Source organism: Chromatiales bacterium (genome assembly GCA_024234935.1).
In the GTDB taxonomy this organism is placed as follows: domain Bacteria; phylum Pseudomonadota; class Gammaproteobacteria; order Steroidobacterales.
Genome location: JACKNI010000001.1, coordinates 819,773 through 844,767, shown reverse-complemented (window position 1 = coordinate 844,767; position 24,995 = coordinate 819,773). Strand labels below are relative to the sequence as shown.

Annotated in this window: 21 protein-coding genes; 20 read left to right on the top strand and 1 reads right to left on the bottom strand. The window is 59.9% G+C overall.

Annotated elements, in window-relative coordinates:
* Positions 1-5 precede the first annotated feature (5 nt).
* Positions 6-1,922: a SurA N-terminal domain-containing protein gene (locus H6979_04020; protein ID MCP5139008.1), complete on the top strand. Its 1,917-nt coding sequence runs from the start codon at positions 6-8 to the stop codon at positions 1,920-1,922.
* Positions 1,923-1,936: 14 nt separating this feature from the next.
* Here the strand turns inward: H6979_04020 and H6979_04015 are convergent, their stop codons facing one another.
* Positions 1,937-2,719: an enoyl-ACP reductase gene (locus tag H6979_04015; protein ID MCP5139007.1), complete on the bottom strand. Its 783-nt coding sequence runs from the start codon at positions 2,717-2,719 to the stop codon at positions 1,937-1,939.
* 89 nt (positions 2,720-2,808) lie between these two features.
* Here H6979_04015 and H6979_04010 point away from each other — a divergent pair, with 89 nt between their 5' ends.
* The 19 genes from H6979_04010 to H6979_03920 all read left to right on the top strand — a co-directional run bounded on the left by H6979_04010 (position 2,809) and on the right by H6979_03920 (position 24,956).
* Entirely contained in the window at positions 2,809-3,522 is a 714-nt protein-coding gene (locus tag H6979_04010) for a class I SAM-dependent methyltransferase (GenBank protein ID MCP5139006.1), read from the top strand.
* Entirely contained in the window at positions 3,519-3,980 is a 462-nt protein-coding gene (rnhA, locus tag H6979_04005; protein MCP5139005.1) for a ribonuclease HI, read from the top strand. Before H6979_04010 ends, rnhA begins: the two co-directional genes overlap by 4 nt.
* 14 nt (positions 3,981-3,994) lie before the next feature.
* Positions 3,995-4,705 (top strand): DNA polymerase III subunit epsilon, encoded by a 711-nt coding sequence (gene dnaQ, locus H6979_04000; protein ID MCP5139004.1) that lies wholly within the window; start codon positions 3,995-3,997, stop codon positions 4,703-4,705.
* A gap of 66 nt (positions 4,706-4,771) precedes the next feature.
* The gene (nhaB, locus tag H6979_03995; protein MCP5139003.1) at positions 4,772-6,274 is read left to right on the top strand and encodes a sodium/proton antiporter NhaB; all 1,503 of its coding nucleotides are present in this window, start codon (positions 4,772-4,774) and stop codon (positions 6,272-6,274) included.
* An 85-nt stretch (positions 6,275-6,359) separates the two neighbouring features.
* Positions 6,360-7,649: a Vi polysaccharide biosynthesis UDP-N-acetylglucosamine C-6 dehydrogenase TviB gene (gene tviB, locus H6979_03990; protein MCP5139002.1), complete on the top strand. Its 1,290-nt coding sequence runs from the start codon at positions 6,360-6,362 to the stop codon at positions 7,647-7,649.
* 28 nt (positions 7,650-7,677) lie between these two features.
* Positions 7,678-8,691: an NAD-dependent epimerase gene (locus H6979_03985; GenBank protein ID MCP5139001.1), complete on the top strand. Its 1,014-nt coding sequence runs from the start codon at positions 7,678-7,680 to the stop codon at positions 8,689-8,691.
* A complete protein-coding gene (gene pgi / locus H6979_03980) occupies positions 8,688-10,352 on the top strand; it encodes a glucose-6-phosphate isomerase (protein MCP5139000.1) in 1,665 nt (554 codons plus the stop codon). Before H6979_03985 ends, pgi begins: the two co-directional genes overlap by 4 nt.
* 216 nt (positions 10,353-10,568) lie before the next feature.
* Positions 10,569-13,358, top strand: a complete 2,790-nt coding sequence (locus tag H6979_03975) for an SLBB domain-containing protein (protein MCP5138999.1) — start codon at positions 10,569-10,571, stop codon at positions 13,356-13,358.
* A gap of 16 nt (positions 13,359-13,374) precedes the next feature.
* Entirely contained in the window at positions 13,375-14,190 is an 816-nt protein-coding gene (locus tag H6979_03970) for a hypothetical protein (protein ID MCP5138998.1), read from the top strand.
* A gap of 31 nt (positions 14,191-14,221) precedes the next feature.
* The gene (locus H6979_03965; protein ID MCP5138997.1) at positions 14,222-15,052 is read left to right on the top strand and encodes a class I SAM-dependent methyltransferase; all 831 of its coding nucleotides are present in this window, start codon (positions 14,222-14,224) and stop codon (positions 15,050-15,052) included.
* A gap of 77 nt (positions 15,053-15,129) precedes the next feature.
* Complete coding sequence (locus H6979_03960) at positions 15,130-16,290, top strand: hypothetical protein (GenBank protein MCP5138996.1); 1,161 nt, start codon at positions 15,130-15,132, stop codon at positions 16,288-16,290.
* Complete coding sequence (locus H6979_03955) at positions 16,287-17,672, top strand: hypothetical protein (GenBank protein MCP5138995.1); 1,386 nt, start codon at positions 16,287-16,289, stop codon at positions 17,670-17,672. Before H6979_03960 ends, H6979_03955 begins: the two co-directional genes overlap by 4 nt.
* A complete protein-coding gene (locus tag H6979_03950; protein MCP5138994.1) occupies positions 17,665-18,804 on the top strand; it encodes a glycosyltransferase in 1,140 nt (379 codons plus the stop codon). Before H6979_03955 ends, H6979_03950 begins: the two co-directional genes overlap by 8 nt.
* A 62-nt stretch (positions 18,805-18,866) precedes the next feature.
* On the top strand, positions 18,867-20,147 hold the full coding sequence (locus tag H6979_03945; GenBank protein ID MCP5138993.1) for a glycosyltransferase family 4 protein: 1,281 nt from the start codon (positions 18,867-18,869) through the stop codon (positions 20,145-20,147).
* A 98-nt stretch (positions 20,148-20,245) separates the two neighbouring features.
* On the top strand, positions 20,246-21,025 hold the full coding sequence (locus H6979_03940; GenBank protein MCP5138992.1) for a class I SAM-dependent methyltransferase: 780 nt from the start codon (positions 20,246-20,248) through the stop codon (positions 21,023-21,025).
* Between the two features lie 30 nt (positions 21,026-21,055).
* The gene (locus H6979_03935) at positions 21,056-22,180 is read left to right on the top strand and encodes a DegT/DnrJ/EryC1/StrS family aminotransferase (GenBank protein ID MCP5138991.1); all 1,125 of its coding nucleotides are present in this window, start codon (positions 21,056-21,058) and stop codon (positions 22,178-22,180) included.
* Positions 22,181-22,182: 2 nt separating this feature from the next.
* Positions 22,183-23,235 (top strand): thiamine pyrophosphate-dependent dehydrogenase E1 component subunit alpha, encoded by a 1,053-nt coding sequence (locus H6979_03930; GenBank protein MCP5138990.1) that lies wholly within the window; start codon positions 22,183-22,185, stop codon positions 23,233-23,235.
* A complete protein-coding gene (locus tag H6979_03925; protein ID MCP5138989.1) occupies positions 23,228-24,241 on the top strand; it encodes an alpha-ketoacid dehydrogenase subunit beta in 1,014 nt (337 codons plus the stop codon). The genes H6979_03930 and H6979_03925 overlap by 8 nt, the downstream gene beginning before the upstream one ends.
* Entirely contained in the window at positions 24,222-24,956 is a 735-nt protein-coding gene (locus tag H6979_03920; GenBank protein ID MCP5138988.1) for a sugar transferase, read from the top strand. The genes H6979_03925 and H6979_03920 overlap by 20 nt, the downstream gene beginning before the upstream one ends.
* Positions 24,957-24,995 lie beyond the last annotated feature (39 nt).

Genomic DNA, 24,995 nt, shown 5'->3' with positions numbered 1-24,995 from the left:
AATCGATGCTGGAAAAAATAAGAGACGGTCTCAAGGGCTGGATTGCATGGGTCGTTATTGCCCTGATCGGCGTACCCCTTGTCCTGACCTTTGTCGGTGGTAACAGCCCTTTCACGGGAGCCGGAACCGCAGCCAGTGTCAACGGCGAGGATATTCCGATCGTGGAGTTCCAGCGTGTGCTGCAGGACCGTACGGTCGCCAGACAGCAGGAAACCCGTAGCCAGCTGTCGCCTGAAGTAGAACAGCAACTGAAGCAGGAGACGCTCGACGGTCTGGTGCTGAACCGGGCAGTTCTCCAGTTTGTACACAAAGCCGGTTTCCGGGTCAGTGCGCAGCGTGTTGCCGACCATATCCGCAGTCTGAAGAATTTTCAGGTGGGCGGGCAGTTTTCCAAGCCGGCCTATGACGCGGCACTGGCTGCAAACGGGGCGTCCGCCGCGGCCTTCGAGAGCGAGCAGCGTTCCCTGCTTGAGGTGAACCAGTTGCAGGACGGTATTGCCGGCAGCGCCTTTTTCACGCCGGCCGAGTTCCGCCGCATCATCGCCCTTGATCAGGAACGCCGTGATCTCGAGTATGTGCTGTTCGACCCCAAGATTCTGGGTGCGGCAATTACCCCCTCGGACGCGGAAATCCAGGCCTATTACGCGACGAACTCCGCGCAGTTCCAGAGCGAAGAAACGGTTGACCTCGACTACCTTGAAATCAGTCTGGCGGATGCGGAACGCGACTATGTGCCGGACGAGGCAGCGTTGCGCAAAGCCTACGACGAGGATCCGACACGGTTTCGCAGCCCCGAGGAGCGGCATGCCAGACACATTTTGATCACTGTGGGCACCGATCGCAGTGATGCGGCCGCGAAAGCGCTGGCCGATGAAATTGAAAAGAAGCTTGCCGATGGTGCTGATTTCGCGGCGCTGGCGGCCCAGTACTCCGGTGATCCCGGTTCGGCTGCGCGCGGCGGTGATCTGGGTTTTGCTGCGCGCGGTGTATATGTCGAGCCGTTTGAAAAAGCCCTGTTTGCCCTGAAGCCGGGCGAGACCTCGGCGCCGGTAAAGACCGAATTCGGTTATCACATCATCCGGCTGGAGGCGATAAAGGCCAGCGAGGGGCAGGATTTTGAACAGGTACGCGAGCAGCTCGCGGCATCCTTGCGCGAGCAGAAGGCGCAGGATTCGTTCTATGCGCTGGCCGAGCGGCTCGATGATCTCGCGCTCGAAAACCCCGGCTCGCTGGAGCCTGCAGCCCGGGAAGCGGGGCTGCAGATCCGCCGCTACCCGGGATATACGCGTGCCGGCGGCGGACCATTTGGCGACAACTCAGATCTGATCAGCGCCGTCTTCAGCGATGCCGTGCTGGAGGGTGGCGAGAATACGCCCTTGATCGAGCTTGATCAGGGGCGGGTCGTGGTTGCCAGGGTCGCCCAACACAAACTGCCGGCTGCCCGGCCGCTGGCCGAGGTCCGCGACGAAATCGTCGCCCGGCTGCGTTCGCTGCGTGCGGCGACCGAGGCGAAGACCAGGGGCGAAGCAATTCTCAAGCGCCAGCAGACCGGCGAAGATCTCGCCGCTGTCCTCGCTTCGATGGATTTGCATCTGACCAGGACCGGACCGGTGCTGCGTCGCTCGCCGCTTTTGCCACCCGAACTGCTTTCGGCCGTGTTCCGTACTCCGGCACCTGTCGATGGCAAGCCCGTGGTGCGTGGTGTATCGCTGGGAGATGGCAGCTACGCGGTGTTCCGGCTCGATCGCGTCATTCCGGGTGACCCTGCACAGATACCGCAAGATCAGCGTGATGCGCAGAAGCGCATTCTGGCCCAGCGTTCAGCGCAGGCCGAGTTGGCAGCCTTGGCTGCCGATCTGCGCAGTAAAGCGAAGGTCGTGGTGGCCAAGGATCTCTTCAAGGCCGAAGACGTCACGCAGTAGGTGAGGCGGCGCGCCTATTCGGGAAGGCTCATGCCCACCGTATGGAAGCCGCCATCGACGTAGACGATCTCACCGGTAATCCCGCTGGCGAGGTCCGAGCACAGGAATGCGGCTGCATTGCCGACGTCCTCGATGGTCACATTGCGCCGCAGGGGGGCGATGCTGGCAAAGTGCTGCAGCATCTGCCGGAAGTCGCCGACCCCGGACGCGGCCAGCGTCTTGATCGGTCCTGCCGAAATACCGTTGACCCGTACACCCGAAGCACCGAGGTCGGCCGCCATGAAGCGCACATTGGATTCAAGGCTGGCCTTGGCGGGGCCCATGATGTTGTAGTTCGGGAGGGAGCGCGCCGCACCCAGGTAGGACAGCGTCAGCATGGCAGACTGCTTCGAGAGCATGCCTCGGCCGTACTTCGCCAGCGCCACGAAACTGTAGCTGCTGATATCGTGCGCGATATGTGAGCCTTCGCGCGTGACGGTGTCGAGGTAGGGGCCAACCAGCTGGTCACGGGGCGCAAATGCGACCGAGTGCACGATGATGTCGAGCTTGTCCCAGTGCCCGGCAAGCGATGCGTACATGCGTATGATCTCGTCATCACTTGAGACGTCGAGCGGCAGGCAGATATTTGCGCCGATCTCTGCCGCCATTTCGCGCACACGTTCGCTGAGACGCTCCGACTGGTAGGTGAGGGCAAGTTCCGCACCTTCCCGGGCCATTGCCTGCGCAATACCCCATGCTATGGAGCGATCGCTCGCGATACCCGCGATCAGTGCGCGCTTGCCTTTGAGAAAACCCATCGTCTGCCTCAATTTTACTTGCTGGCCAGGCGCCCATTGTAAGGTGCCACGGGCTAAACCGGTGCATCACTGTGGGCTAATATACGGATATGCGCTCCGATTGGCTCCATTCAGGTACCGGCATCGCCCTGCTCAGGGAGGAGTCGTACCAGGTGGCCGGTGCTTTCGAGAGTATCTTCGGCGACCAGTGTCTGCAGATCGGTGCATGGGGCGACGGACAGCTGTTCCGGCAGTTTGCCCGGACGCGACGCTACGCGGTGGTCGCCGCACAGCCTGCTCCGGGTGTGGATCTGGTCAGCGCCGCCGAGGATCTGGCCATTGTCCCCGATTCGATCGATGCTGTTTTCCTGCCCCATACCCTCGAGACCGCAGATGATCCGCACGATGTGTTGCGCGAGGTCGACCGTATTCTGCGTCCTGACGGACATCTGGTGGTGCTGGGTTTTAACCCCTGGGGCTGGTGGGGCATGCGCCACTATCTTGCGCGCCGCAAATTTCCGGCTGGCTCGCGGCGCATGGTTTCCGAATCCCGTCTGCACGACTGGCTGCGCCTGCTCGATTTCCGCGTGGACCCGTCATGTTTTTTTCACTTTACGGCGCCGATCTATCGCAGCCATGTGGCAGCCGAACCCGTCAGGGATCGACACAGCCGGCGCCGCGGCTGGCATCCGCTGGCCAGCTGCTATCTGCTCGTCGCGCGACGCGAGATGTTCACCATGACGCCGGTTCGTCCCGCGCTTCGTCGCCGCCGCGCGCAACTGGTGGGCGGCCTCGTCAATCCCACCACGCGCGAAGCCGCATGAGCCAGGTCGAGATCTATACCGACGGTGCCTGCCGCGGTAATCCGGGTCCGGGCGGCTGGGGTGCACTGCTGCGTGCCAATGGCAAGGAGCGCGAACTTTGCGGCGGAGAACTCCATACCACCAATAACCGCATGGAGCTGACCGCGGCGATCGAGGCGCTGACCGCACTCAGCCGGCCTTGTGAGGTCGCGCTGTACACCGATTCCGAGTATGTCCGGCGCGGGATCAGCGAATGGCTGGAGGGCTGGAAGCGTGCCGGCTGGCGTACGGCAGCCCGCAAGCCGGTAAAGAACGAGGACCTTTGGCGGAGGCTCGATGCGATCACTGCCAAGCACCGTGTCGAGTGGCATTGGGTCAGAGGCCATGCCGGTCATCCGGAAAACGAGCGGGCGGATGCACTGGCAAACCAGGGACTGGAGGCGACACTCGGCGGCCGTACGGCGGCGAGTGCGGACTGAGCGGAGATCAGCGGATGCGACAGGTCGTACTGGATACCGAGACCACCGGGCTTGAGCTGAAGCTCGGTCATCGCGTGATCGAGATTGGCTGTGTGGAACTCGTCAATCGTCGGCGGACGGCGCGCACGTTGCACCACTATCTGCAACCGGATCGCGACATAGATCCCGGTGCGCAGGAAGTGCACGGCATTTCCATTGAAATGCTCCAGGACAAGCCGCGCTTCAGTGAAATCGCCGATGATTTTCTCGGTTTCATCGCCGGTGCCGAGCTGGTGATCCACAACGCGGACTTCGATGTGGGCTTTCTGAATGCCGAGCTGCGCCGGACCGGACGGTCGCCGGCGACCGTGACCGAGGTCTGCCCGGTTGTCGATACGCTGGCGCTTGCACGCCGCCTGCATCCCGGCCAGCGCAACAGCCTCGACGCACTCTGCAAGCGTTACAGCATCGACAACTCCGGCCGCGAGTATCACGGTGCGTTGCTGGATGCGCATCTGCTTGCCGACGTCTATCTGGCCATGACCGGCGGACAGGCAACCCTTTCTCTGGACCGCAACAGCCCGGAAGCCGGCGGGCGGCCTTCACCGCCCCGTCCGATTGACCGTAGCGGCCTCAATCTGCGTGTGATCCGGGCCACGCCGGAAGAGCTGGCCGAGCACGAGCAGCATCTGCAGCTGATCGACAAGATCAGCCATGGAAAGACGCTCTGGCGCACAAACCCTTGATCGCGGCTGCAGGAGCGGATGAAGCCGCTCCTGCACCGAAACCCTTCACCTTCGGGACAATTCACGATGCAGCTCACGGTTCGTCAGGCACTGGTTGCGAATTTTCTCGGCGGCTCGCCCGACTGGTACAAATTTACTGTCGTCGCCTTCCTGCTGATCAATCCGCTGGTGGCCTTCAGCCTGGGCATGTTTGCCGCCGGCTGGCTGTTGATTGCCGAGTTCATCTTCGTGCTGGCCATGGCGCTGCGGTGCTATCCGCTGCAGCCGGGCGGGCTGCTTGCGATCGAGGCGGTGCTGATCGGCATGACCACACCGGACGGCGTGTACCAGGAAACCCTGCACAATTTCCCGGTCATCCTGTTGCTGATCTTCGTGGTGGCAGGCATTCACTTCCTGCGCGAGATATTGCTGTATGTCTTCAGCCGGATTCTGCTCGGTGTGCAATCAAAGCCCTTGCTGGGGCTGATGTTCTGCGCTGCCGGCGCATTTCTCTCGGCATTTCTCGACGCGCTCACCGTCACTGCCATGGTCATGGCCGTCGCGGAAGGTTTCTACCGGATCTATCAGCGGGTGGCTTCCGGTCAATCCGATGCGCAGTCCGATGGCTGGATCGATGACGGCTCCGTGCCGGAGCTCCATCGGCAGGATCTCGACCAGTTTCGCGGTTTCCTGCGCAGCCTGGTCATGCATGCCGCAGTCGGGACTGCTCTCGGCGGCGTCACGACACTGGTTGGCGAGCCGCAGAATCTGCTGATTGGCAAAGAAGCAGGCTGGACCTTCAGTCAGTTTTTTTTCAACGTCGCGCCGGTTTCCCTGCCTGTGCTGGCGGCCGGGCTGCTGGTGTGTGTCGGGCTTGAGACCACACGCTGGTTTGGATTTGGCGCCGAGCTGAGTCCTGCAGTGCGCGCCGTGCTTAGCGAGCATGCCCGGCACGAAGCAGCGTCGCGAACGCTGCGGCAAAAGTGCGTGCTGGTGGTGCAGGCCGTCGTGGTGCTGATACTGATCCTTGCGCTGGCTTTCCATCTCGCCGAAGTCGGCCTGATCGGACTGCTCATCATCGTGCTGGCGACTGCGCTGAACGGTGTCACGGAGGAAGTGAGGCTGGGGCACGCCTTCGAAGCTGCGCTGCCGTTTACCGCACTGCTCGTGGTGTTCTTCGCAATCGTGTCGACGATCCAGGACCAGCAACTCTTCCATCCCTTTACGCACTGGGTGCTCAGCCTGGCCGGCCGGACGCAGGTCGTCACGTACTACCTGGCAGCGGGCCTGTTGTCAGCCGTCAGTGACAACGTCTTCGTCGGTACGGTGTATATCAGCCAGGCGCAGGATGCGCTCGCCGCCGGCAGCATCAGCCGCGCACAGTTCGACCTGCTGGCCGTGGCGATCAATACCGGGACGAATATTCCCAGTGTGGCTACGCCCAATGGCCAGGCAGCGTTCCTGTTCCTGTTGACCTCGGCCCTGGCGCCAGTGATCCGTCTTTCCTATGGCCGGATGGTCTGGATGGCCCTGCCCTATGCCGTTACCATGACCTTGACGGGCCTGATCGCCGTGGTTTTTCTGCTGTAGTGTGACCGGTCCCGTGTGGCCAGGCCGGGCTCTTGCCGGACAATGGGCAGGCCTGTGTCCCCGGGAAAAAGGATAAAGAACGCATATGACGAGCTTCAAAAGGACGGCCGACGCCAGGGTGGCCATTGTTGGTCTCGGTTACGTCGGTTTGCCGCTCGCGGTCGAGTTCGGCAAGCATCTCGATACCCTCGGTTTTGACATCGACGCCGCGCGCATCGCCGAACTGAAGGCGGGTAACGATCGCACGCTCGAGACCGACGCCACCGAGCTCGCCGAAGCGAAACATCTGCGCTTCAGTACCGATCTCGAGGCCCTGCGTGGCTGCGATGTGTACATCGTCACGGTGCCGACGCCGATCGATGCCGCGAAGCGCCCCGATATCAGTGCGCTGCGTGCGGCCAGCCGCACGGTTGGCCAGGTACTTGGCAAGGGCGCCATCGTGGTCTACGAGTCGACCGTCTATCCCGGCTGCACCGAGGAAGACTGCGCGCCGATTCTCGAGCAGCTTTCGGGCCTCAAACTCAACAAGGACTTCTTTGTCGGCTACAGCCCGGAGCGCATAAACCCGGGCGACAAGGAACACCGCCTGCCCACCATCCGCAAGATCACTGCCGGTTCGACGCCGGCTGCGGCAGCCTTCGTCAACGAACTCTACGCCACGATCATCACGGCCGGCACCTATCCGGCCTCGAGCATCCGTGTGGCCGAAGCTGCCAAGGTGATCGAAAACACGCAGCGCGATGTGAACATCGCCCTGATCAATGAGCTGGCGCTGATCTTCAACCGCATGGGTCTCGACACGCTCGAAGTACTGCAGGCGGCCGGTACCAAATGGAATTTCCTGCCGTTTCGCCCGGGCCTGGTCGGCGGCCACTGCATCGGCGTCGATCCGTACTACCTCACCCACAAGTCGCAGGAGATGGGCTATCACCCGGAGATGATCCTCGCCGGCCGGCGCATCAACGACAACATGGGTCTCTACGTCGCGTCGCAGGTGATCCGGTTGATGGTAAAGAGTGGCGCGAGTCTGCCGAAGTCCCGCATTCTCGTACTCGGCATCACCTTCAAGGAAAACTGTCCCGACGTGCGCAATACCCGCGTCGTGGACGTGGTGCATGAACTCAAGGCCTATGGAGCCACGGTGGACATCCATGATCCCTGGGCCGATGCTGCCGTGGTCAAGCACGAATACGGCCTCGACATCCTCAGGCAGGAACCGGCACAGGGGCAGTACGACGGTATCGTCATCGCGGTGGCCCACGACCAGTTCCGGGACATGTCTCCGGCTGATATTCACGCCTGGGGCCGGGCAGGGCACGTCCTCTATGACATCAAGAGCCTGCTGCCGGCCAACCAGGTCGACGGGCGTCTCTGACAGCGACAGCGAACGGAAGTAGCAATTAATGAAGGTTCTGGTCACAGGCGCAGCGGGATTCATCGGTTCGACGACGGCGCGGCATTTGCTGGCACGTGGCGACGAAGTGGTTGGTCTCGACAATCTCAACGACTACTACGACGTAAACCTGAAGAAGGCCCGGCTGGCAATACTGCAGAAAGAGTCGAACTTCCGCTTTGAGTTTCTGGACCTCGCCGACCGCGAGGGTATGGCCAGACTGTTCTCCGCTTCGCGATTCGATCGCGTCGTCCATCTCGGTGCGCAGGCCGGTGTGCGTTATTCCATCGAGAATCCGCATGCCTATGTCGACAGCAACGTGGTCGGCACGCTCAATGTGCTGGAAGGCTGCCGGCATAACGCGGTCGAGCACCTGGTCTATGCCTCGACGAGTTCCGTGTATGGCGCAAACACCAACATGCCGTTCTCGGTGCACCAGAACGTCGATCACCCGCTGTCCCTGTATGCCGCCACCAAGAAGGCCAACGAACTGATGGCGCATACCTACGCCAGTCTCTATGGCATGCCGGTTACCGGCCTGCGCTTCTTTACCGTCTACGGTCCGTGGGGCCGGCCGGACATGGCGCTGTTCCTGTTTACCAGGAACATCCTCGAAGGCAAGCCGATCGATGTCTTCAACTACGGCAAGCATCGGCGCGACTTCACCTACATCGACGATATCGTCGGCGGTGTGGTGGCGGCGCTCGATCACGTCGCCACGCCGAATGCGGACTGGGATTCCGATGCGCCCGATCCCGCCACCAGTCCGGCGCCATATCGCCTGTACAACATAGGCAACGCCCAGCCCGTGGACCTCATGCACTACATCGCCGTGCTCGAAGAACGACTCGGGCGCAAGGCGGAGAAGAATCTGCTGCCGCTGCAGCCCGGGGATGTACCGGATACCTGGGCGGATGTCGAAGACCTGGCACGCGATGTCGGCTACCGTCCGGCCACGCCGGTCGAAACCGGTGTGGCGCGCTTTGTGGACTGGTATCTGGACTACCATCAGATCAAGCGATGAGTGATCAGCTTGGCAGCCTGGAGCAGCAAAGCAGCGGGCTCGATCAGCTGCCGGCCTGGCAGGCGCTCAAGCGGCAAGCCGCGGCACTTGCCGGTACACATATCGCTGAACTGCTCGATACGCCAGGGCGCTACGCGCAGTTTTCCCGCCAGCACGGCGATTTCATCCTCGACTTCTCGCGCAGCCGGCTGGATGCGGGGACGCTCAGGCTGCTGATCGAGCTGGCCGAGGCACGTGAGCTGCCGCGCTGGATCGAAGCGCTGTTCAGCGGCGCGGCGGTAAACAGCACCGAGAACCGTCCCGCACAACACATGGCCCTGCGTGATGCGGACGATGCGTCGGTCGTCGTGGGTGGCGTGAACCTGGTGACGGAAGTCTCTGCCGAACGCGAGCGCATGCTGGCGCTGGCCGAGGCGATCCGCAGCGGTGAATTCCGCGGCGCTACCGGTGCGCGCATCCGCCACATCGTCAACATCGGTATTGGCGGCTCCGACCTCGGGCCGGTCATGGCGGTCCAGGCCTTGCACGAGTATGCCGATCCGGATCTCGGTCTGCACTTCGTCTCCAACGTCGATGGCACCCAGCTCGCCGATGTGCTCGCCAGTGTCTCGGCGGCAGAAACCCTGTTCATCATCTGCTCCAAGACTTTCGTGACATGGGAAACCGCGCTCAATGCCGGCGCTGCGCGGAGCTGGTTTATCCGCCAGCTGGGCGAGGCCGCGGTCGCCCGGCATTTCGTCGCGGTATCGGTCAATGGTCCGGCGATGGATGCTTTCGGCATCGCGCCAGAGCACCGCTTTCGAATGTGGGACTGGGTCGGCGGACGTTATTCGCTGTGGTCGCCGATCGGCTTCGCGATTGCCATCGCCATCGGCGGCGAGAATTTCCGCCAGTTGTTGCGCGGTGCGCACGAGCTGGATGAACACTTTCGCCGTGCGCCGCTGATCGACAACCTGCCGGTGCTGCTCGCGCTGGTCGGCATCTGGAACCAGAACCATCTGGGTACCACCAGCCACGCGGTTCTGCCCTACGACGGTCGGCTCGGCCGCTTTCCCGCCTACCTGCAGCAGCTGGAGATGGAGAGCAACGGCAAGGGCGTCACGCGCGATGGCCAGCCTGTGCAGTGGTCCACCGGTGTGGTGCTGTGGGGCGAGCCGGGCTCGAATGCCCAGCATTCCTTCTTCCAGCTCCTGCACCAGGGCACAGCGCAGTTCTGCGCCGACTTCATCGCGCCGGTCGAGGGCTCAAGCGCTGCCGTCGATCAGCACATGGTGGGGCTTGCCAACATGCTGGCCCAGGCCGAGGCCTTTGCGCGCGGCAATCCGGCCGATGCGGTACGTGCCGAACTGGTGGCGCAGGGCAGGAGCCCGGCGGAAGTCGAGCGGCTGACGCCACACAAGGTGCACCCCGGCAATCACGCGAGCAACATCCTGCTCATGCGCCGGCTCGATCCGCGCAGTCTCGGTTTCCTGATCGCGCTCTACGAACAAAAAGTTTTCGTGCAGGCCTGTATCTGGGGCATCAATCCCTTCGATCAGTGGGGCGTCGAGCTCGGCAAGAAGATGGCGACTGCGATGCACGACAAGCTGCAGGCCACCGAGGCCGATCCCACGCTGCCGGGTATCGCCGCAGCGATCCGCCGCTGGTCGGGTGACGAGTAGGGTCGCCGACACACCGCTCCTACCCAGCGCCGTCCATATTCTGTAAGCTTCCCGCGGGCTCACCGGGGGATGAACAGCGTGATGCTGCGGCGTTTGATACGCGAGACTGCAGGTTGGACCTTGGCTTTCTGGATGGCGTCATCGTGCGCGATTCTGCTCGGCGCAACGCTGGCTGGACCCGCCTGGAGCCAGACGCCCACACCAGAGCAGCTGCGCATGCTGCGCTCACTGTCTCCCGAACAGCAGCGCGCCCTGGCCGAACAGTACGGCCTGAGTGGCATTCAGGGTGATGGTGGTCAGACTGACCGGCCTCTCGATCAACCCGTAACCAGCAGACCGAAAATCGACCAGGGTGCAAATGACCGATGGTCTGATTCGGCCTGGTCCGATACCGCGATGTTCCAGACCGGTTCACCGCGGATCCGCGGCGGCGATACGATTCTTCTCGACCTGCAGCTGGGTACCCTCAGTGCGGATGGCGCCAGCTCCGCTACAGAAAAGCCATATCCCGACAAGTCATCTCAAAAGAATGGCTACCCGGACAAGAGTTTTTCGGGAACCCTCCCCGCAAACCAGACCTATGCCCTGCCGGATCTGCAACCGCAGGATTTACAGGCGCTCGAACAGCTGCGCCAGCGGGCGCTGGCCGCGAATCCCTATCGTCTGGACAAGCTGGGCCGTCTGCAGATCCCTGGCCTGAGCCAACCGATAGCGCTGGCCGGGTTGACGGCCGACCAGGCCAGCGAGCGTCTGCGCCGCGAGCCCGCCCTGCAATATCTCACCACGACCGTATCGCTGCTCAGTCTCGAGCGCATCGGTGTGGACGCGCTCAAGCCCTTCGGTTACGACCTGTTCTCGAACGTACCAACAACCTACGCGCCGGCCACCGATATCCCGGTGCCGCCTGAATACACCGTTGGTCCGGGCGATGCCGTGAAGGTGCAGCTGATCGGCAACGTCAAGGCCAACTACACGCTGGTCGTTGGTCGCAATGGCGAGATCCGCTTTCCGGAGCTCGGGCCGATCAGCGTTGCCGGCATGCCTTTCAATGAACTCCAGTCGCTGATCGAGAAGACCGTTGCCGACCAGATGATCGGCACGCGCGCCGTCGTCGGGCTGGGCGAACTGCGCTCGCTTCGGGTGCTGATTACAGGCGAGGCGGAGCGGCCCGGTTCCTATACCGTGAGCGGCCTCTCGACCATGACCAATGCGCTTTTGGTGAGTGGTGGCGTGAAGCCGATCGGCTCGCTGCGCAACGTGCAACTAAAGCGCGGTGGCCGGCTGGTCGCGACCCTCGATCTCTACGACCTGCTGCTGAAGGGCGATGCGAGCAAGGATGCGCGCCTCCTTTCCGGTGATGTGATCTTCATCCCGCCGGTAGGCAATACCGCCGGGATCACTGGCGAAATTCGCCGGCCTGCGATCTATGAGTACAAGGGTGCGGCAACGGTCCAGGATCTGATCGAACTGAGCGGTGGCCTCACGGCAGAGGCGGCACCCCGGTTGGCCAAGCTCGACCGGGTCGATGCAAGCCAGGGCCATGTGCTCCTTGATGTGGATCTGGGCGGCCCGCAAGGGCGCGCCATGAAGCTCAAGTCCGGTGACACCCTGCGCGTGGCTGCGGTGCGTGAGACCGTTGCCGATGCCGTCAGGGTGAGCGGTCATGTCTACCGCGCCGGCCCGGCGCAGTTCCGTCCGGGGATGCGTCTCGCTGATCTGTTGCCCGGCGTCGATGAGCTGAAGCCAAATGCCGATCTTCACTATGTGCTGATCCGGCGCGAGCTGCCGCCAGATCGTCGCGTGACGGTGTTGTCGGCCGATATCGCCAAGGCCTGGGCGGCGCCGCAATCAGAAGCCAACGTCGTGCTCGCGCCGCGCGACCAGGTCATCGTTTTTGATCTGGAGGCAACGCGCTCGGCCTTGCTTGATCCGGTGATCGCCGATCTCAACCGGCAGAGCAGTCGCGAGCACCCCAGCCAGATCGTCAATATCGGCGGCAATGTGCGTATGCCCGGCGACTATCCGCTGGAAGCGGGGATGCGCGTCGCCGATCTGGTGCGCGCCGGTGGTGGCATGAATGAGGCAGCTTTTGCGGCCGACGCGGAGCTGGTGCGCTACGAGGTGATCAACGGCGAATCCCGCCGTACGGAGCTGTTGCCGATCAACCTGGCAGCAGCCCAGGCAGGTGATTCAGCGTCAAATATAGTGCTGCAACCATTTGATGTACTTACAATTCGATCCGTGCCTCAGTGGTCTGACCAGGAGGCGGTCACCCTGCAGGGAGAGGTGCGCTTCCCCGGTCGCTACCCGATCCGGCGTGGCGAAACGCTGACCTCCGTGATCAGTCGGGCCGGTGGATTGACTGACCTCGCGTTTGCCGAAGGCGTGGTATTTACCCGCGAGAACCTCAAGGAGCGCGAAGCGCAGCAGATAGCAGCGCTTACCAGCCGGCTTGAACGCGACATGGCGGCCATGGCCGTGCAAAGAAGCCAGGTGGATCAGCAAAGTGGCGGCGCGCAGTCGCTGTCGGTAGGGCAGTCCCTGCTGGCAGAGTTGCGGAATACCAAACCGGTCGGCCGTCTCGCCATCGATCTGCCCCAGGTGCTCGCAGCGAAACCCGGATCGGCTGCGGACATCCTGCTGAAGGACGGCGACCGGCTCGTCGTGCCGAGGCGCAGCCAGGAAGTTACCGTTCTCGGCGAGGTCCAGACTGCAACCTCGCATCTCTATCAGCCAGGTCTCTCACGTTCCGACTATGTGGGCATGAGCGGCGGCACCACGCAAAAGGCCGACGCCGGCAGGATCTACGTCGTCAAGGCCAACGGCCAGGTTGTCGCCAGCTCGAAGAGCCGCTGGTTCGGCGATCCCGGCAAGGATATTCGCCCCGGCGACACGATCGTCGTACCGGTCGACACCGAGCGCCTGCCACCGCTGCCGATGTGGAGCGCGGTCACCACAATCATCTACAACCTGGCTGTCGCGGTGGCGGCGGTCAATTCGTTCTGACAATGAGGGAACGGATTTGACCCGGCAATTTTTTGTTTGGCGTTGGTGGTTCGCTGGTTTTCCTTTGTTCGGGCTTCTTTTTGGCTTGGTTTATTCTGCGTTTGTAACGCCGATCTACGAGGCTTCGATTAAGGTCTTGCCATCAGAACAGATCCACGGCGATGGTTTTTCGCTAGGCGGTCTCGGTGGCTTGGCCGATCTGGCTGGCATTGGAGAAGTCGGCGGAGACCGAGCAAAGTATGAAGCGCTGGAGGTGTTGCGATCCCGCGCTTTCGGCGAACAGTTTCTTGTAGATGCCGGGATACTGCCGGCGTTGTGTGCGGATAATGCTTGCGCTGTCAGCCGATTTGCTTTGGTCGGTGGCCGCAAGGATGCCCCAACTCCAGCTGATGGCTATCGTCGGTTTTCTAAGCTTCTGCATTTTCAAGAGGACCGGCGAACTGGGGTAATTACGCTCACCTTGCGGTGGCACGATCCTGCTCAAGCGGCGGAATGGCTGAATAGTCTTGTTGCGAAGTTGAATGAAGCGATGCGTCAGAGGGCGTACGTAGCGGCAACGCAAAGCCTTGCTTACCTCAATGAGCAGATTGCATCCGCCGATCTTGTCGAGCTGAGGGCTGTACTGTTTCGGCTGCTCCAGGACGAAATCAAGAAATCGATGCTTACTAAGATTAATCCGGAGTATGCACTTCGGGTCATCGACCCCGCACTTCCTCCGCAAGGCGATGAATATGTTTGGCCAAACCTGCTGTTATTAACGCTGTTTGGCGCCGTCATTGGTGGGGGAGTAGGGCTTGGTGCGGCATTGCTGATGCGGCCGCCCGCAAGCTAACTGGATGCGTGACTCAAAGGGAGTGGTGCAGATGAGCGCATCACCAATAGCGGATGTCGAAAAAGATGACCGCGCCTCAGCGGCTGGCATTGCCCTAGATGTTCTCTACGATAATCATGCCGAATACATCGCGCGGCGTGATCCTTTGTCGTTTGAAGCTCGGCAGATCTTGCTGGAGGTGGTGACCTTCAAGATTCCTCACTTGTTGTCTGTCATTCCAGATGGCTTCAACTACCGTTCAATATCTGAAGTTGGGTGCGCGACGGGTGAGTTGATTGCCTCGTATCCGGAGTATGGGCCGGATGGTGATGTCCTGGAGAAGTATGGGTTCGATATTTCTCCGTCGAATATTAAGGAGGCGAAAAATCGATACAGAAACGTGACCTTCTCCGATGCGCAGTTCTACGATGGTCCAGCGGTTGACGTGGTGGTGCTCAGCGATATTCTGGAGCATGTTCCTGATGATGTTGATTTCCTTCGTCGTGCGGGAGAGTCGGCGAGCCTGGTGTTGGTTAACCTGCCGCTTGAGGACAATTGGCTCAATTTGCGGCGACCTTACGGATTTTCTGACAAGTCTGGCCATCTTCGCCGGTATACCGAAGAGGCTGGGCGTGCGCTTGTTGTGCGGGCTGGATTGAGAATTGTCTCTTGTGTCCGTGTGTGGTCTCATGAAACATCTTACGACGTTGAGCGTCGAATGCTTCGTGAGCAGCTTCTGGGTAGCCAGTACAGTGGTACCTGGCCTGTTCGCTGTCTAAAGACATTAGTGCATGGCCTTGCTCGTGGATGTCGGCCTTTTGGGCGCCGCCTCTATCCATCAAACCTCATTATGAGTGCCGCTAGAGTCGACCAGACGCGGTGAAGGTACCTACACGTTCAAGTGAGTTGGTAGTAACCGTGCTTCTCCAGGGAGTCGGGTCGCTGGCAATGTTTGCGTGTGTGACTCTGATCGCCAGAGTGGTCGGTCCGGGTGGGCAAGGCGAGTTCAGTACGTTAAAGGCCGCAATAGATTTCCTCGCTGCTCTGGCGCTGATCGGCTTACCGCAGTCCTTTCTCTTCTTCTTGCGGAGTCAAAAAAAAACGCTTGATGCTTGCTTGAGTATCGTGACAGTCCACTCTGTTACTGCAGGACTTGTTGTGTGGGCGTGGTATGTACTTGTGCCGTCTGGGTCTGTCGGGATGAGTGTATCTGGTCCGTTGGTGATGGGGGTTACCGTTGCACTGTGTGTCATTTATGGCGATTTGCGAGGAATCTCACTGGCTACGCATTCGGCGGCTACATTTGCACGAATCAGCGCTGTTCCAAATGTTGTGCTGCTGGTTTTGGTGGCCGGCTGGTTGGTATATGGGGCAGGGGAAGGTTCGTTCTCCGGAATAGCTGGGCGTGTGGTTTTTCTCGGCGCATATGCGGCGGCAGTTGTTCTGGTTGTATTGATTTTTGTGCCGAAGCTGGGTCGGCTGACACTGGCGAATACGTTGGCCGATATCAAAGACCTCTTGCCTTTCAGTATATCGTCATGGCTACCATCGTTATTCCAAGCGGCGGCAATGCTTCTGGCCCTTAAGTGGGTCGGTATAGTTGTGGCTGATCCAGACGCTGTTGGCGCATTTGGTGCTGCAGCTACCTTGGTAGCGACCGCGGCAACACCTTTGGTGCTAAGCATGCCGCTTCTTTTCAAATGGTGGGTTCCATTGGAGGGGAAGAGTCGCTTGCGAGAAGTGCGGATATCCATGTCGTTTGTTCTTGGTGTTGCCGTAATCTGTTGTATCGGCCTCCTGCTTTTCGAAGCGACGCTTGTCAGGTTTATATTTGGCGAACCGTATGGCAGGTATGTAGGCCTATATGCCGTGGTATTCGTGTCGATTGTTCCACAGGCGATGCTGCGTATCTTTTCTGTCTACTGCAGTTCTTGTGGGAAGCCACAGGTATCTGCACTTGTTGAATGTCTCCGATCTGTCGTGATTGGCGCGGCCTTGCTGATCGTCGGCAGGGACCTGATGTCTATTGCATTTGCCTGGGTTGGCGGAGAGTTGATTGGGCTATGTGCGTGCCTTTACTTCATGCGTGCTGATTTGCTCCCCATGAGGATGGCGCCGTGAGCATGCTGTTTCTCGCGCTCGTTGTACTGCATCTGACAGTGGCAGGTGTGCTGGGATACGGAGCATGGGCCGCACTCCAGCGTATTCGGATTTGTACGGCGCTGCTTGCAGGATTGGCTGGTTATCATGTCCTGGCGCTGCCAAGCGTCTACGCGTTTCTTGATCAATTTGGTGTCGACGTGGTCATTCAAGGCGAACTCGTCGCGCTTCTTGGGGCCGTGCTCATAGTCGGTGTCCTGGAGGGCTTGGAGCGCGTCAACCAGCATTCTTCTCATCGGTCATTTGAGCCAGTCGTTCAGGCCGTGGGAGAGAAGCCTGGCAACTACCTGGTAATTGCTTTGTCCGCGCTTGCTGTGGTTGTCATGATTACGGCCCGTAGGGGCGTTGTAGTGCTAGATTCAACGTGGGAGGACGCTCGCGATGCGCTTGGGTTCGCAGACTCTGTTGCGACGCTTCTGCTGTTCATGGCGCTTCCGGTTTGTTGGGTTGTTTGGCGGTCAGGAAAACATTTGCCAGCCGTAGGATTATTCTTGCTTTCCTTATTGCTTATTTCAATTTACGGATCACGTGCCGCGTTTCTGACGATTCCCGCGATTGTCGCATTCGATCTTCATACGCGCAGACGCCTGACAAGTAGTAAGTCTGCACTGATGTGGGGCGCAATTGCTTTGCTGCTGGCGGTCATGGTGCTGCATGTGACCGGCAGATTTGTACGGGGGATTGGACTGGGGGGGCTGATTTCGATTGCTCAGGGGCGGTTCGCACCTGAAGAAGGCATTTTAGATTTCATAGCGAATATCGACTGGACAGGAGGTGAAAGCGATATTTTTGGTTATTACTATTTCGTACTTTCTGAAAACTACATTCCCGGTGTCGAGCCCATGGCTACCGTGCTTCGATGGGTACTAATGTACGTGCCGCGATCCTGGGCAGTGGATCTAAAGCCAATTGATCCAACCTATATGCTCTGGACGCATGCCGCCAATTCTGGCCTTTTTGATGGTGAAATGTTTATCCGCCAGATTCTCGATGTGTTGAAGATTGGTGACCAAGGATCACTTCATCCGACGTTTTGGGGTGAAGCGTGGATGAATGGTGGATGGCTTGGGCTGGTAGTCATGTGTTCCATTCTACCGCTGGTTCTTTACAGCATAGATCGTATCTTGCTTGCGTTGCCGATTGAGGTCGTCGTTCTGGTTGCTCCGGCGACGATAGTTGGTTATCTGATGGTGGCGCGAGGAAACTCCACGATTGGATTAGGGTACTTTGCATACATTCTTCCAGTTGCCTGGTGTCTGGTATGGGCGGTCAGTAAGTTGGGAGGATTGCTCCCGAAGGCACCTGTGCAAAGGAATTGTGGGGCGGGATTATCTGGTGAATAGCGACGGGCACGGAAAACGAATATTTTGGTTGTCAGATGCGAATGCAGCCCACACTCTGCGCTGGGCTAGGGCGTTGTCGGCTGCTGGGTATAAGGTGCTTGTCTACAGTTTGGCGGCTCCACAGTCGCCGCATGAGTGGGCCTCTGTTGATGTCCGGTTGGAAACCGCTGGAATAGACCCCGGCGTCGCTTACTCGGCCGATGGCGGTTTGCGGAAGCTTTCATACATCGGGACACTGCCTAAGGTGAAATCCCTGGCACGAGTATTCGATCCACACATTGTTCATGCTCACTACGTAAGTAGTTACGGCGTTCTGGCGACAATCGCCGGATTGCGACCACGGGTGATATCAGCATGGGGGGCAGATGTGTATACAACGCCATCTGTTACGCCGCTGCATAAGGCTGCAATTGGGTATGTTCTGCGTAATGCAAATCGAATTCTTTCTACCAGTCACACGATGCGCACAAAGGTTCTTGAGTTGGTGAGCAATGGAAATGTCCATGTTGTCCCATTTGGCATTGATCTTGAGAGATTCTCTCCCGTCGAAAAAGACGGAGGTGGACGACGGCCAATTACAATTGGAACGATAAAGTCCCTAGAGACTAAGTATGGAATGGAATTTCTGATGCGCGCGTTTGCGAGAATATGCGCCGGTCGGCCACAGACGCCGATGCGGCTTGTGATCGTAGGGGGTGGCGCGCTACGGAGGGATCTCGAAGTCCTTTCTGTAGAGCTTGGAATAGACCGGACGACAACATTTGTCGGACGTGTGGACAACGATGTGGTCCATCGTTACCACCAGGAGTTGGATGTTGCGGTGTATCCGTCAATAGACCATAGCGAGAGTTTTGGTGTATCTGTCGTTGAGTCGCAGGCGTGTGGCATTCCAGTCGTAGTGAGTAATGTTGGCGGGCTACCAGAGGTTGTCGAATCAGGGGTAACGGGTTTGGTGGTTCCGCCCGGTGACGTACGAGCGCTTGCGCTGGCGATTGAGACGCTTATAGACAACACGGATCTGCGGAACAGATTTGGCGAAGCGGGGCGCAGGCGTGTTGAGCAAGAATACTCGTTGCCGGCGTGTGTAAGGTTGCTGAGTGAAAACTATTCTGCAGTCTTGGATGGTCGGTGAGGTGGGGTTTGCAAATATCGCGCGCGACAGTTGTCAGCTCGCACATTCTGAAGGGATAGCGTGTGGTTAGTGTCCGCCCGCTCCGTATCTGGCTGGTTACTGTCGGTGAACCCCTTCCAGGCTACTCATCTGGTGACAGGCTGTGGCGGTGCGGATTTCTGGCGAGGCTTCTGGCCAATCGTGGACATCAGGTCACCTGGTGGACATCGTCTTTTGATCACTTCAATAAGCGCTACTTTGAAGAAGCTGAAGCAAATTCAGAGATCAGTTCGAATCTTCGCCTTCAGTTTCTCAAGGGCAGGCCCTACGCGAGAAATATTTCGCTTGCCAGATTTCTCAATCATAGAGAGCTAGGCCAGCGCTTCGCGGCTATCGCGCAGCGGGCGACGCAACCGGATGTTATCGCCGCCTCGTATCCTCCAATCGAGCTTTGCCGGGCCGTAGTTCGGTACGGCAGGGAGCGCGGTGTGCCCGTGTTTACTGACATTCGGGATCTGTGGCCTGATGAGATCGTTCGTCGGGCGCCACTTTGGTCGCGATTTGCTGTCAAGCTGGCAATTTGGCCGCTGCGGCGGCAGGCCGTCGCCACGATGAAAGAATCTGCTGGACTGATTGCAATTTCAGATGCTTACCTAAGATGGGGGTTGCTCATGGCCAACCGTTCGGCAGGTCGTGCCGACCAGATGATTCCGCTCGGATATACGGGTGAGTCAACTCCTCAGCGATGCCCTGATGAGGTATTGGGCCGGTTCAGGAGCCTCGGTGTCGATCCGGATAGGCAGATCTTTTGGTTCTGCGGTACGTTCGTCGGAAACATTGATCTCAGAACGGTCATTGATGCTGCACGTATTCTTGCCGGGAGTCCAAGAATACTGTTTGTCTTCAGTGGTGACGGTGAGCGGGCAACAGAGTGGAAGCGGCATGCACATGATCTGGCTAACGTGGTTTTTACAGGCTGGCTTGGTGCTGCAGAAATTGCCGGTATGTCTGCGATAGCCTACGCCGGGCTTGCTGCCTATGAACCCAGAGCCTCAATGAGCCTGCCTAACAAGTTCTTTGAATATATGAGTGCTGGTCTGCCTGTTGTGTCGTCTTTGACGGGCGAGGCGGCCACGATAATTGATGAAAACAATATTGGTCTGTCCTATATGGCGGGACGGGCTGAGGATTTGGCTGAGAAAATATTGCGGCTTTCCGAGGATACGAGACTGCGCAGCAGGCAGGCGATGTGTGCGCGTTCGCTATTCGACAAGCAGTACTCAGCGGAGACTATTTACAAACGCTACGTGAGTCTTCTTGAGTCATCGGCAGCTGTACCGGTTGGGGTTTCGGCAACGTCTTAGTTACTTTCGGATATCGGAAGAGCCGCGTGCTATGGTGCGGCCCATTTTACGTTGCCAGTATTGATTGGCGGCACTTCGGGTGTTTATCGGTGAACGCAGTGAGCACAGACTTCCAGGACGTCACCGAGATGGCGGGCGAGCCGATCACTTCAGAGCAGCTCGACCGCCTCTGTCATAGATACGCATGGGCGAGTCGCTACTGTGCTGGCAAGGATGTGGTGGAGCTCGCGTGTGGCACCGGACCGGGCATCGGTGTGCTGAACGGGGTAGCCGGATCCTTTGAGGCCGGCGATTTCAGTGGTCCGATGATAGAGCGGGTGCGTCAGCATTATGGCGGTCGTGTCGTCGTCCGGCAGTTTGATGCGCAGGCGATGCCTTACCCGGATCAATCCAAGGACGTGCTGATCATTTTCGAGGCGCTCTACTATTTGCCTGATGTGCCGGCGTTCATTCGCGAGTGCCGGAGAGTTCTGAGACCGGGTGGCAAGGTACTCATCGCAACTGCCAACAAGGATTTGCCTGATTTCAACCCGAGTCCTTATAGTCACCTGTATCTGGGGGTGGCCGAACTGGGCGAGCAGTTCGCGAAGGAAGGTTTCGAGACCAGCTGTTTCGGCTACCTCAGTGTTTCGGCCGTATCCGCCAAGCAGCGCCTGCTCCGTCCGGTAAAGCAGTTTGTCGTCGCCTCGGGCCTGATGCCCAAGACCATGCGTGGCAAGCAGCTACTCAAGCGTCTGGTATTCGGCAAGCCGGTGCCGATGCCCGCCGAGATCGCGGAATCTTCGGCGCCCGTCATCGAGCCTGCACCGCTGCCTGCTGGTGTTCCTGATCGCTCTCACAAGGTAATCTATTGCGTGGCAACTCTTCGGACTGCCTGATCCCCGTTTTTTGACAAGGAATGTTTGCCGATGGCGTCCACCAGGCAGGTCCCGTTTTTCAACTATCGCGCCTTGTTTGAGTCCCAGGAAGCCGAAATCACCGCCGCCGTCACGGATGTGATGCGGCGTGGTGCCTATATCCTGCAAAGCGACCTGACCGAATTCGAGGCGAAGCTGGCCGGCTATCTGGGCGTGAAGTATGCGTATGGCGTCGCTGATGGCACCAACGCGCTGATCATCGCCCTGCGTGCGGCCGGGATCGGTGCCGGTGATGAGGTGATCGTACCCTCGCATACCTATGTTGCCAGCGCCGCTTCGATTCATTTTGCAGGCGCGACGCCGGTGCTTGTCGAGTGCCTCGACGATCACATGATCGATCCGGCGTCTGCCCGTCAGGCCATCACAAAGCGGACCAAAGCCATCATGCCGGTGCAGCTCAATGGCCGGACCGCTGACATGGACGCGATCATGAAGGTGGCGGTGGACCATGATCTGCGCGTCATCGAGGATGCCGCCCAGGGGCTCGGCTCGAAGTTCAAGGGTCGCCATGCCGGTACCTTCGGCGCCGCAGGCACCTTCAGTTTCTATCCGGCAAAGCTGCTTGGCTGCTTCGGTGATGGCGGTGGTGTGGTAACCAACGATGACCGGATGGGTGAACAACTCGCACTGCTGCGCGATCACGGCCGCAACAGTGAGGGCGAAGTGGTTGCCTGGGGCACGAATTCCCGGCTCGATAACATCCAGGCCGCGATCCTCAATGTGAAGTTCAGGACCTTTGACAAGGATCTGGCCACCCGGCGGGCGCTTGCAGCTTTGTATGACGAGGGCCTGCGTGATCTCGGCGAACTGCTGCTGCCGCCGGCGCCGGGAGCCAGCGCCGATCATCACGATGTCTACCAGAATTATGAAATCGAGGCGGAGCGTCGCGACGCGCTGAAGAAGCATCTTGAGGAACGCGGTGTGCGGACCATCGTTCAGTTCGGCGGCAAGGCCGTTCACCAGTACGCCGGTCTGGGTCTGACAGGCTACAGTTTGCCGCGTACGGAGCTCTTGTATCGTCGGGCCTTATTGTTGCCAATGAATACTTCGATGGTCAGCGCTGACGTGCACTACGTCGTGGAATGCATCCGGAGCTTCTACGGCCGGGGCCGCTGAGCATGGCAAGGGATACCTGGCGATCAGATCTGGGCGGACTTGCGGATCCGGCCCGTTTCAGAGAGCCGCTGGACATCACCGGTCAGGATACTGCCGGGCTGCTGCGCCTCTTGCGTTCGATGTGGCAGATACGGGTGGTCGAGGAACAGGTTGCAGCGCTGGTCGTTGCGGGACTCGCCAAGACGCCGTGTCACCTCGGGATCGGTCAGGAAGCCGTGGCGGTCGGCGTCTGTGCCGAGCTGCGCAATACCGACCGGGTGTTTGGCGGCCATCGCTCTCATTCGCAGTTTCTGGCGCTGGGCGGCTCGCCGTTCGGACTGCTGGCGGAAATCCTCGGTCGGGTTGAGGGCGTCTCGCACGGCATGGGCGGCTCCATGCATCTCTACGGGGCATCGGTCGGATTTCATGGTTCCGTGCCGCTCGTGGGTGCGACGATTCCGATAGCAGTCGGTGCCGCGCTTGCCGCACAGATGGATGGCGCCGACAGCATCGCCGTGGCCTTCTTCGGCGACGGTGCGTGCGAGGAGGGCGTGTTCCACGAATCGCTCAATCTGGCCGTCGTCTACAACCTGCCGATCCTGTTCGTCTGCGAGAACAACCTGTTTGCCAGTCATCTCGATATCCAGTTCCGGCAGCCGAGCGACCGGGTAGCACGCTATGCCGATGCGCACCGGGTCCGTAACCGTACCGTCGATGGCAACGATGTTCTCACCGTGCAGGGTGCCGCGAAGGAATTGATCGACGCGGCCCGCGCCGGCCAGGGACCAGGCTTGCTGGAAGCCGTGACCTATCGTTTTCGGGGCCACGTCGGTCCAAATGAAGATATCGATGTCGGTGTCAACCGGCGCATGGAAGATGTGGAAAGCTGGAAGCGACGTTGCCCCATCCGGCGACTCAGCGAAGCCTTGCTGGCCGGAAAGGCAGTAACCGAGGCCGAGCTCAAGCGTTTGCAGACCGATGTGCACGCGGAGGTCGCGGAGGCAGTGTCGAAAGCGAAGGCCGGGCAGTATCCGCCGACCGCGGCACTGCTCGATCTGGTGTACGCCAATGACTAGGCCGGTCGGCTATGGCGAGGCGATCCGCGAGGCCTTTGTCTATCTGCTGGATCGTTACCCCAGGGTGTTTGCGATCGGCCAGGGCTTGTGGAGTCCCTGGTACGTCGGCAACACGATGACTGACCTGGACAAGCAGTTCGGCAAGAACCGGATTATCGATACGCCTGTTTCGGAGCTTGCCTGTACGGGGGCCGCTGTGGGGGCTTCGCTGTGCGGTTACCGGCCGATCGTGATCCATCCGCGCATGGACTTCATGGTGCTGGCGGCCGATCAGGTGATCAACCAGGCTGCGAAGTGGCGGCACATGCTGGGCGGGCAGGTTTCGCCGGCGGTGACGATCCGCGCGATCATCAATCGCGGCGGCGAGCAGGGTGCACAGCATTCCCAGGCGTTGCATAGCTGGTTTGCCCATGTTCCCGGCCTCCGGGTGGTGATGCCGGCGAGCGTGCAGGACGCACGCGACCTGCTGATTTCCAGCGTGTTGTGTGACGACCCGGTGATGTATATCGATGATCGCTGGCTCTACGATCGCGAAGCGGTTCTCCCGCCGATAGTCGAGCGACCGCTGGCTGCTGAAGGCCCGAAGGTGGTGCGTGAGGGCAGCGACCTCACGCTGGTCGGTGCGGGTCACTCGACATATCTCTGCGAGCAGGCAGCCGAATTGCTGGCTGCCGGGGGTGTTTCTGCTGAAGTTGTCGATGTTCGTGTGTTGAGTCCGCTCGATGCGCAGCAGATCATCAGGTCAGTCGGGAAAACCGGACGGCTGTTTGCGGTAGACGGTGGCTGGCGTACCGCTGGCTGGTCCGCCGAGATACTGGCTGCGGTGACGGAAGCTGTTGATCCCGCGAAGCTCCGCAGCCGGCCCGTGCGGATTGCGCTGGCTGATGCCCCGGCCCCGACCAGCAAGGCTCTCGAGAGTATCTACTACCCGACCGCTGCGACCATCGTCGATGCGGTCCGGGCCACTCTTGGTCGTCAGGAAGCTCATGTCAAAGCGTCTGCTTGATTTGCTGGTGTCGTTTGGCGGGCTCGTGCTGGCGTCGCCCGTGCTGCTGCCGGTGATGTTTCTGGTCTGGTGGCAGGACAGGCATTCACCTTTCTATGTGGCTTCGCGTGTTGGCCTTGATCAGCGGCCGTTCCGGATGGTCAAGCTGCGCTCCATGCGTATCGGTGCCGACAGGTCTGGCGTCGATTCAACCTCTGCCGGCGACAGTCGTATCACGCCTGTGGGCCATTTCATCCGTCGCTACAAGCTCGATGAGCTGACCCAGCTCTGGAACGTCCTGATCGGTGACATGAGCCTGGTGGGGCCGCGTCCAAACGTGGAACGGGAGACGCGCCTTTATACGGATCTCGAGCAGCGCTTGCTGACGGTGAAACCGGGCATTACCGATTACGCTTCGATAGTCTTCGCCGACGAAGGCGAAATCCTGCAGGGGCAGGCCGATCCGGACCTGGCCTATAACCAGCTGATCAGACCGTGGAAGAGCCGCCTCGGGCTGTTTTACATAGAGCGGCGCAGCCTTGCACTCGATCTCAAGCTAGTGTTGCTGACTGCCGTGACGATCTTGTCGCGTGAAAAAGCCTTGCGGGCGGTCGCACAGGATCTCGAACGTCGCAGCGCGCCACCTGAGCTGGTGCGTATCGCCCAGCGTCGAGACCGCTTGGTGCCTCATCCGCCACCTGGGGCGAGCAGCGTGGTAACGTCCCGGGCAGCCTGACAGCGTTCTGGCAAGCGGCTGATCACCGTCGCTATAATG